The following is an 8,506-nucleotide window of genomic DNA, read 5'->3' as shown; positions in this document are numbered from 1 at the left end:
CCCGTTCCCATACCGAACACGGAAGTTAAGCTCTCTAGCGCCGATGGTAGTTGGGACCTTGTCCCTGTGAGAGTAGGACGTCGCCAAGCAACTTTAAGACGAGTCAGAATGACTCGTCTTTTTTGTATGCTTTCATACCTCTGTTAATTGCCTGCTTAACTCCTTCTAAATAGGCGAATCCATGCCTTTTATCTGGTTCTAAGTAAGTACCTTCTGCCCATTCATTCCACGCATTAATAAATAAAAACTCGCTGTTGTAAAGAGAATAGGTACGCTGGATTTGTTTGCTTAAGTATATCGTGAACTTACTAGGGGTAGAACCTAGGAAGATGCTGCTATTTAAGTCTTTGCGGCGTGCTGTATTGTCCCAGTCAACAAAGGCACCAGGAAATGTTTTTTTCTCTGGAGGAGATCGCTTTAGTATATACATCCACACTTTATCATAATCCCAAGCGTTTATTTGTTTACCAGACTCATATATTGTCTTATTTATGTCTGAAGAGCTATCATGAGCAATTGTATAAAAAGGCTCGAATTGAATGCTAGCATCAAATCCATTTATATTAGGAAGTGGAAAGCTGTTTAATGTTTCTGCAAAGTATATACCTTTCAAACCATTTTCTTGTGCGAGTGTATTCCAATAATGAAGCATTTGTTCACAATGAGGGATATGCCCGGGACGATAAATAATGAATAGTGGTTTATCGTCTATACGGATATATCTCTCATCTTGGAAAGCTTGCAATAAATACTCAAAGTGTTCTTTCCAATCCGATAATTCTCCATAATTTTGAGGCATTAATATGTGACTATCAAGACCATCCCAAGTTTTTGTCCACGGTTCATTTGCCCAAGAAAGGCAAAATGGAAAATCTGGTTCCTTCATCTTAAGTACCTCATTAAAGGGTGCCTCCAATAGCCTCTTCCCTTTAAACCAGTAATGGTAATAACAAAAACCATATATGCCATGTGCTTTGGCGATTTTTGCTTGCCATTTTCTTACGGATGGGGTGGTTAAGTCATAATAAAAATCTTGATAAGGTTCTCTAGGTTGGTAATGTCCTGAAAATAAAGGTCGTGCACTTTTAGTATTTGTCCATTCAGTAAACCCTTTCCCCCACCATCGGTCATTTTCTTTTATTTGATGAAACTGTGGTAAGTAAAAAGCGATTATTTTCAAGATATATCCCCCTTATGTTCTTCGTAGTTCAAGTGGTGGGAAGTTACTTTTGATTTTTCGAATCTAGTTAAAACATGAAATATGTTATTTACTTACTGTATTTATGCTGCATAATGAATTCTTTTGTGCAGTTTGCTTGATATGGAAATCTTTGATGATTTAATATATACGGCTGAGATACAAAATGATCTTCATTATACAATGAGCGAAAAGAGTTAATCTTTTTGGAGAACAAATAGAGCTTGGGGTAACCGGTTTGTATCATCAAAAAAGTCCCGTAGCTTTAAATACTTCTCATAGTGGTTTTTAATATAAGTTCTAGGTATAACGGTTTCCCCATAGAAGCTACTGTTTCTAACGTCTCCAGCTCCCGTAGGGCTGTGGATAAAATTGCCGCTTTCATAATCCGAGATGGCACGATTTATATCTGGAAAAGCTTGAGATAAAGTTTTATGCCACCCAGTTTGAATTAATTCAGGGTGTTCCTTAAATTGTTGACAGAAATCGAGAAAATAGCGTGCTTGTGTTGTTGCGATGAAGATTCCACCTGGACGAAGAATTCTTGAAAACTCCTTTATCCAATTTTCTGCGGTTTCTTCGGATAAATGTGAGAATACAGAATAAGCGAATATGATATCTAATGAATTGTCATTAATAAATTTTACAGGAGGTTGTGGGGGAGCTATTTTATACCTGCCTCTTCCTAACGTTTCGTTGCAAAGTTTAATCATTGCAGGATCTACATCAATACCAAGTAAATTTTTATGGCGAACATCTTTGAAAAAGAAGCGTATGATTCTTCCCCATCCGCAACCAAAGTCTAAAATTTTCCGTTCTTTATTCAAGGGAACGCCTAAATTATGGGCATATGTTTTTACAAGGCTATAAAACAAATATGCTTCATAAAGAGCATGTTCATAGGAAGCACCTACAAACTGTTGTTGAATTTCTTCGGAGGGGAATATAGGTACTGGGATGCCATTTATCTTTGTTTGTGAGCAACTTTGTATAAATAGATTAAGAAGTTCAACATCAGAAAGCGGGCTAACAAGGTTATCAAAATCACTTCCTAACTCAAAGTTATTCATTTGTTAACCTCCATATTATATAGTGCCTAAAAATCATTTTCGTGTTTTTTACTAATAAAAACATGTAGAAATTCAGCATCTAACCCCAGTGATCTATCCTTTTGTAAATAAACAATGGTATACATATTTGCATGTGTATAAATATATTCAATCATATCTTGACCCCAATCAAATGTTACTAAAGACCCGTTCTCATCAATAGGATTACCATGATAAATTGGCTCCTCAATATATTCGATTCCTTCTTTATTGATTCTTGCTCTTGGTAAAGTCTTTGTGAGTGTATGATACCAAGGGACAGTAAACACATGAGCGCCGCCAGGCTTTAATACACGCTCTATTTCTTTAAAGGCTTTGTTTGGCTCCATTACATGTTCAAAGACATCTTGAGTAATGAATAAATCAAAAGATTCATTTTGAAAAGTCATGTCTTCTAAGTTCTCGCATCTAATCCCTTGAAAGTATTGGCCGAGAGGGTAGTTTTTAAAGTATTGAGAGTATGTATAGTTTTTGCAGTTTTTTATTAGTAGTTGAGTTGTAATTCCTCCAGGAGAGGATTCGTGGATATGATAGGAACCCCATTTTGGAAAAAATGTATTTAAAACATGAATTAGAGCGCGCTGCCTTGGTATAGAGTGGCATGTAGAACATAAGTAGTGATCTCTAAGCCAATCATTATGCTCTATAAATGTAGCTTTCTTCTCACAAATAACGCAATATCCATTATTGTGCTTCAAATTACCTTCCACATGACATCACTCCTGTGTAAAAAAATGCATATGACACACACGTCAACAATCAGCGAAATCAAAGAGAGTGGGTGGAAATTAGGGAACTCATAAAAGTGAGATTGGTAGAATGGAATAATTAGCGGGAGAGAACCCCACGCTAATTAAAGTTTCACCTTATGCTATGCGATACATTCGCTTTTATTCATTGAAGAATGTATCGACTTAGAATATCCCTTTTGTGTACGGATACATTTCAAAGTCTTGTGCATATATTTCTGTAACTAAATCCAGGGTTTCTTTATCATAAAAGCTTTCATATGTTGGAAAGCGGGGGAAGGATGCATCTGTAATGCTAAGTTCTGCATAGCTTCCCGTATAAAGCATCTTATGAGCACGGTGATGATCTGAATTTATAAGAAGCGCTAAATTTGATTTAGTCAAATCGTACGTGTGTTCTATCTTGGTGATTTGTGTATTAAAATCTTCTAAAGGAATATAGCATTGGATGAAGTTTTCTTCACCTGGGACGTATTGCTGACTAAAATGTATATCTATTGCTAGGGAATTGGAACCGAATGCTTGAACGTAATATAAAAATTGTTTAAATGATATTCCTTGATTACTATATTTGTCATTATAAAAATAATGCCGGATACTTTCCCATTGAGGGCTAGCATATGGATTGTCAGCAAGCAATAAAAAGGAGCTGACCGCCCTTGTATAGGGGTTTCGCACAAGTTTATAAACATCTTTTTTTGCTTCTAGAAGACCATTTTGTAACTCGGGTATGTAATTTGTATTGTTTTTATACACCCAGAACTCATAGTAATGAATAAAGTCATGGTATTTCTTTGCTTCAGGAAATAATCCAATTTGAAAAAAGAACCAATTAGCTAATGTGGTACATCCGCTTCTATGGCTCCAGAATAGTATAAGTGGAAAGTCTTTATGGAAATGTGGGATTCGATCTTTATGTAGCATTACATGATTTAAAAGCTCTTGATTTACATTTTTCATAAATTTAGTACTCCTTTTTGAAAGTTTTATTCACGGAGAGGGTTCTTTAAATAGAATAAACGAGTGAGAATATGGGAAAGGAAGTTTTTATTAATCCAATATATTCATGGAAATGAGTAAATATTATGAGTGTTTTTTGTGGTCATCTTGGATAAGATAGCGATTCTAAAATGAAAATATAAAATAAAGATAATGAAAATCTATAAGGAGCATACAATTATAAGAGGATGAATAATAGAAGTGACCAAGTTCATTTATTTGTATTTCTAGGTGTGACGAGTAAAAATTTTATTACTAGAGAGGATATTATGAGGAAGAATAATTATTTAATAGTAGGTGGAAATAGTTTCATTGGTATTAACCTCGCAATAGGTTTATTAAAACAGGGTCAAAATGTAAAAGTATTTTCCAGACATATAAATAATTTTCCTCAAAATATTATAAGTGAAGTTGAATTTATTAAAGGTGATTTAGCGAATGTTAAAGATATATATAAAGCTTTAGTGAGTGTGGATATTATTATTTATTTAGCTGCAACGTCTAATGTAGCAACTTCAATTGAAGATGTTTTCGGAGATATAAACAGTAGCTTTTTTTTTCTTAACTTCATGGAAAGTGTTAAAAATTTTCCTGTTAAAAAAATTGTATTAGCATCTTCTGGAGGCACGGTTTATGGTGAACCGGAATATTTACCTATTGATGAGGGACATCCATTAAAACCACTTTCTCCTTATGGAATAACAAAAGTGTCGCTTGAAAATTACTTGTACTTTTATAAGAAAAAATACGGAATTGACTATGTTGTATGTAGATATTCTAATCCATATGGAAAATATCAAAATCCTTTAAAGAAAGTTGGGGCAATAAATTGTTTTTTGTATCAGCATCTCAGTAATGACAAGATTAATATATATGGGAATCCACAAGAGATTATTCGAGATTATATTTATATCGATGATTTAGTTGAAATCACTATACAACTATCACAATTAAATCGTTTGAAATCTTGTGTGTATAACATAGGGAGCGGAAAGGGTCTCTCTTTAAAGCGAATTATAGTAGAATTGGAGAAATTAACGGAAAGAAAAGTGGACTTTACCTGCTATAAACAAAGGCAAGAAAATGTTCAAAAAATCATTTTAAATATAGATAGAGTAAGACGAGAATGTAATTGGGAACCGAAAATAGATTTCAAAAGTGGAATTAGATTAAATAAGCTATGGATTGAAGAGTTCTTATATAGTAAAAAATAATAAGCCATGCCCTACTTTTGTATCAGTAGAGCGTGGTTTATTATTTTATTTCTTTTTTTATTACCCAAAGGTCTTGATGTTCCCACCAAAAACCTTCAGTGTATTTTTTGATGACAGGGTTATAGGGTAATAATTTAATTTTGTCACATACGTAAGAGGGACTAACGATCGTTTGCCCGTATTGATGAACATCTAAATCCAATTGTTCACTAGAAGGGAGAAACCAATAACCCTGTTTATTTAAATCTGGAAAGCTGAAGTACTTTTTACTTTGATAACCATGAGTTGTGAAAATGAGTAAGCCTTCAGGAGAAACAGCATTATACAATGTTTGAAGCCAACGAAACCAAGTTGTATCGGGCATATGAGAAAAAAAGGATAGACAAAAGACGATATCATACGTAGACGAGGCCAATTTTACTTGTTCAGGTTCAGGGTGAGATAAGATAGAAGAAGTATTTAATTTGTTTTCAATAAAAGTAATAGCCTCTTCATGTATATCACAGGTAGTTATACTTAAGTTCGTTTGTTGGTTTAATAAATGACGTGTTACGCAGCCATATCCGGATGCGAATTCTAATAATTTAATTGGAGTGTCTATAGGGGGATAAAAGGAAGTAATTAAATCTAAAAGTGTTTCTGCAGATTTTCTCCCATCTTGAAAATAATAATCTATCGCTTCTTTTTTAGATGGGAAGACTGGATTAGTGACAAGGAATTGAAAGATATGATCCTCTGGATGGATACTTGCATTTACATTGTATTTGTGTGCAATTTGAGAAAGCAAATCTTTATTTGCTTCTATAAATTCTTTCAAAGAGTAACCCCCCTTAAATGATAGTAACGTTTTACAAGAGATACTGATGGCGAAGAAAATATATCATTAAATCTTCAAATATGCTTTAAGGTACTTTCTATATGTGTACATTTTCTTTTTTGAAATGTCGTCGATAGTAAAGGTTTCTTTAATGAAATTCTGCATTTGTACAACTTCACTGTAATGGGAATATGAATCTTCTGTTCTCGTTACGCTATTTGTATGTCGTCTATGATAGTTTAGCGGTTTTGGATTGAAATAAATGTTCCCCTCTTTAAGAATAGAAACATAGAAAAACCAATCACCAGCTACTTTAAACTTTTCTAATTGTTTTTCTGTAGTTTTTATATCTATGTTTTTAAAAACTACACTTGAGACATTAGGTATGGTGTTTTTGATAAGTAATGTATCTTGTATTTCATCTATCCCTTTTCGGAAATAAGAACTTTTCCATTTTTCTTTATCAATATCATTTGTGTAATCTAAATAATGATTGGCTAGGATATTTCCTTGTTCATCTATTTGTTTTGATTGTGTGTAGCTTAAGGTAACATCACGATTTATATGAAACCCTTGGATTACTTCTTCTAAAAATGTCTGATCACATAAGTCATCGGCCTCTGCAATCCAAATATAATCACCGGTTGCTGCAGAGATGCCTTTTATCCATTGTTTAAATACAGAACCAGAGTTTTTATCATTAATAATCTGCTGAACTTTTAGGTGGGGCTTATTTTCGTTTGAGAGCAGCTGTTCAAATATAGATACGCTATTGTCAGTAGAGGCATCGTCTAGGAAAATTAGTTCGTAAAGGGGATAGGTTTGGTTTAATATGGATTTAACTCGGTTAGATAAGTATTTTTCGTAATTATAGTTCGGTATGATTACGCTTATTTTTTTGTAATTATGATCAAGTAGGTTTAACAGTTGATAAATGTAATGAAGAAAGTTGAAATCTTTTTCAATAAGCTCTTGGCCAAAGCGCCCTTTTTGTAATCGTAAGTCTTCATCTCCAATAAATTCATATATTCTTTCCAGCACCTGCGGTAAATTTAAAAAGTCTACTAAGGCGCCAGTTTGTTCCGTAACAACATCTTCAAAACCTCCAGCGTTTTTAAACCCTATAACAGGTACTTTTGTATCTAATGCCTCTAAAACCACGTTTGGAAAAGGATCTTCTCTTGAAGTTAACAAATATAAATCAGCCCCGGCGTTATATAAACCGATATCTGGAGTAGGCTCAACTAATGTGAAATGTGCTGTATATCTTGGGGATAGTGTGTTAAAGAAATGAACATCCGTTCTCCCGACCCAGATAAAATGAATATTCGTATGAACCTTTCTTACTGAGTAAGCAATAAGTGAGAATAAATCTATCCCTTTCCGATGATCAGCGAAACCTACTCCTAAAATGATTTTGCTATCTAGAGGCAGGTTGTGTTTTTTTCGTAATTCGCTTCTAGCTTTTGCAATATTGTTCTTATAAGGATTGTGGTTAAACAAGCCTTGAGGGAGGATGTGACATTTTTGATGATCTAATTGGGTGATTGTACGGAATTTTTCATACACGTACTGTGAAGGGAAGACAATTTTGTAAGCAAACTGGGCAATGTTTCTAGCTTTCCCCTCGGCAGAGTACTGTTGTATTAAATGCGGCAATTCATGTATTAATGAAATAACTTTTATATTGTGTTTAGCTAGTAATGCAACTATATCACCACTTATGACGGTACTACATATGGCGATGGTATAGTCTTGTGATAGTAACTTCTTTATTAATAATTCGACCCTTTTTTCTGTTGGGTAGTCTTCCTCTAGGCAATAAACAGGACCATACTTTTGAAAATCGTGGATTAAAATGCCCGTTCCAATAGAAATAATTGCGACGGAGTAATGAAAGTTTTCTTTAAGAGCTTTAATAGTATGTAAAGAAAGCAGCTGTGCTCCGTGGAAATGGGCATCATGGGATACATAAATGATCTTCTTATTAACATGCATTTCATAACGCCTCCTAAGTTAATTAGATTTTTAGTAAATGCATGGTGTATTTATAATTCCTAGAGAGAAGTGGTAGGAGATAATTGTGAATGCAGCTGGAATGTACTCGAAATAAAAAGTGCTACCTTTAATATATATTTGTTTGGCTTGCTATTCATTCTTTAGAAAGGTGTAAGTAAGAAAGTATAAACTGTCGATTATGAAAGTGATTGCACCAGTTTATTAATCTCTAGGAACGGAGTATAAATGAAGAAGGTTCAATACCCTTTAGAATTTATAAAATAAAAAGGATAAAAGGTATTGACGATTAGGATATAGAGGTGTAATATAGAACAAGTCGCCGATGCAATAACGCAGAACGCGGCAAACAAAATGAAAAACTTAGTTGACATTAACTAACGAAGATGTTAACATAAGGAAGT

At 33.9% G+C, this 8,506-nt stretch carries 7 protein-coding genes and 1 rRNA gene; 2 read left to right on the top strand and 6 right to left on the bottom strand.

Annotated elements, in window-relative coordinates; translation table 11 throughout:
* A 5S ribosomal RNA gene (gene rrf / locus MR155_RS30165) occupies positions 1–89 on the top strand; the annotation flags it as partial.
* A 14-nt stretch (positions 90–103) separates the two neighbouring features.
* Here the strand turns inward: rrf and MR155_RS30160 are convergent.
* The 4 genes from MR155_RS30160 to MR155_RS30145 form a co-directional block, all read right to left on the bottom strand.
* Entirely contained in the window at positions 104–1,180 is a 1,077-nt protein-coding gene (locus tag MR155_RS30160; RefSeq protein WP_242312001.1) for a glycosyltransferase WbsX family protein, read from the bottom strand.
* Positions 1,181–1,395: 215 nt separating this feature from the next.
* Complete coding sequence (locus MR155_RS30155) at positions 1,396–2,268, bottom strand: class I SAM-dependent methyltransferase (RefSeq protein ID WP_242312000.1); 873 nt, start codon at positions 2,266–2,268, stop codon at positions 1,396–1,398.
* Positions 2,269–2,294: 26 nt separating this feature from the next.
* Positions 2,295–3,017 carry a class I SAM-dependent methyltransferase gene (locus MR155_RS30150; protein ID WP_242311999.1) on the bottom strand — a complete coding sequence of 241 codons (723 nt, stop codon included), beginning with the start codon at positions 3,015–3,017 and terminating at the stop codon, positions 2,295–2,297.
* A 204-nt stretch (positions 3,018–3,221) separates the two neighbouring features.
* Positions 3,222–4,016, bottom strand: a complete 795-nt coding sequence (locus MR155_RS30145) for a sulfotransferase family 2 domain-containing protein (protein WP_242311998.1) — start codon at positions 4,014–4,016, stop codon at positions 3,222–3,224.
* A gap of 308 nt (positions 4,017–4,324) precedes the next feature.
* Here MR155_RS30145 and MR155_RS30140 point away from each other — a divergent pair, with 308 nt between their 5' ends.
* The gene (locus MR155_RS30140; RefSeq protein WP_242312002.1) at positions 4,325–5,269 is read left to right on the top strand and encodes an NAD-dependent epimerase/dehydratase family protein; all 945 of its coding nucleotides are present in this window, start codon (positions 4,325–4,327) and stop codon (positions 5,267–5,269) included.
* A 40-nt stretch (positions 5,270–5,309) separates the two neighbouring features.
* Here MR155_RS30140 and MR155_RS30135 read toward each other — a convergent pair whose 3' ends face one another.
* On the bottom strand, positions 5,310–6,086 hold the full coding sequence (locus MR155_RS30135; protein ID WP_242311997.1) for a class I SAM-dependent methyltransferase: 777 nt from the start codon (positions 6,084–6,086) through the stop codon (positions 5,310–5,312).
* Positions 6,087–6,152: 66 nt separating this feature from the next.
* A complete protein-coding gene (locus tag MR155_RS30130; RefSeq protein WP_219300576.1) occupies positions 6,153–8,084 on the bottom strand; it encodes a glycosyltransferase in 1,932 nt (643 codons plus the stop codon).
* Between the last annotated feature and the right edge of the window lie 422 nt (positions 8,085–8,506).

The organism is Bacillus cereus group sp. BfR-BA-01331, assembly GCF_022663915.1.
Taxonomy (GTDB): domain Bacteria; phylum Bacillota; class Bacilli; order Bacillales; family Bacillaceae_G; genus Bacillus_A; species Bacillus_A mycoides.
This window is presented reverse-complemented; position numbering and strand designations above follow the sequence as displayed.

What these genes read in the sequence shown, in the direction of transcription:
- MR155_RS30155 (WP_242312000.1), bottom strand. Translation starts at nt 2,268, where the DNA reads ATGAATAACTTTGAGTTAGGAAGTGATTTTGATAACCTTGTTAGCCCG.
- MR155_RS30145 (WP_242311998.1), bottom strand. Translation starts at nt 4,016, where the DNA reads ATGAAAAATGTAAATCAAGAGCTTTTAAATCATGTAATGCTACATAAA.
- MR155_RS30130 (WP_219300576.1), bottom strand. Translation starts at nt 8,084, where the DNA reads ATGCATGTTAATAAGAAGATCATTTATGTATCCCATGATGCCCATTTC.
- MR155_RS30140 (WP_242312002.1), top strand. Translation starts at nt 4,325, where the DNA reads ATGAGGAAGAATAATTATTTAATAGTAGGTGGAAATAGTTTCATTGGT.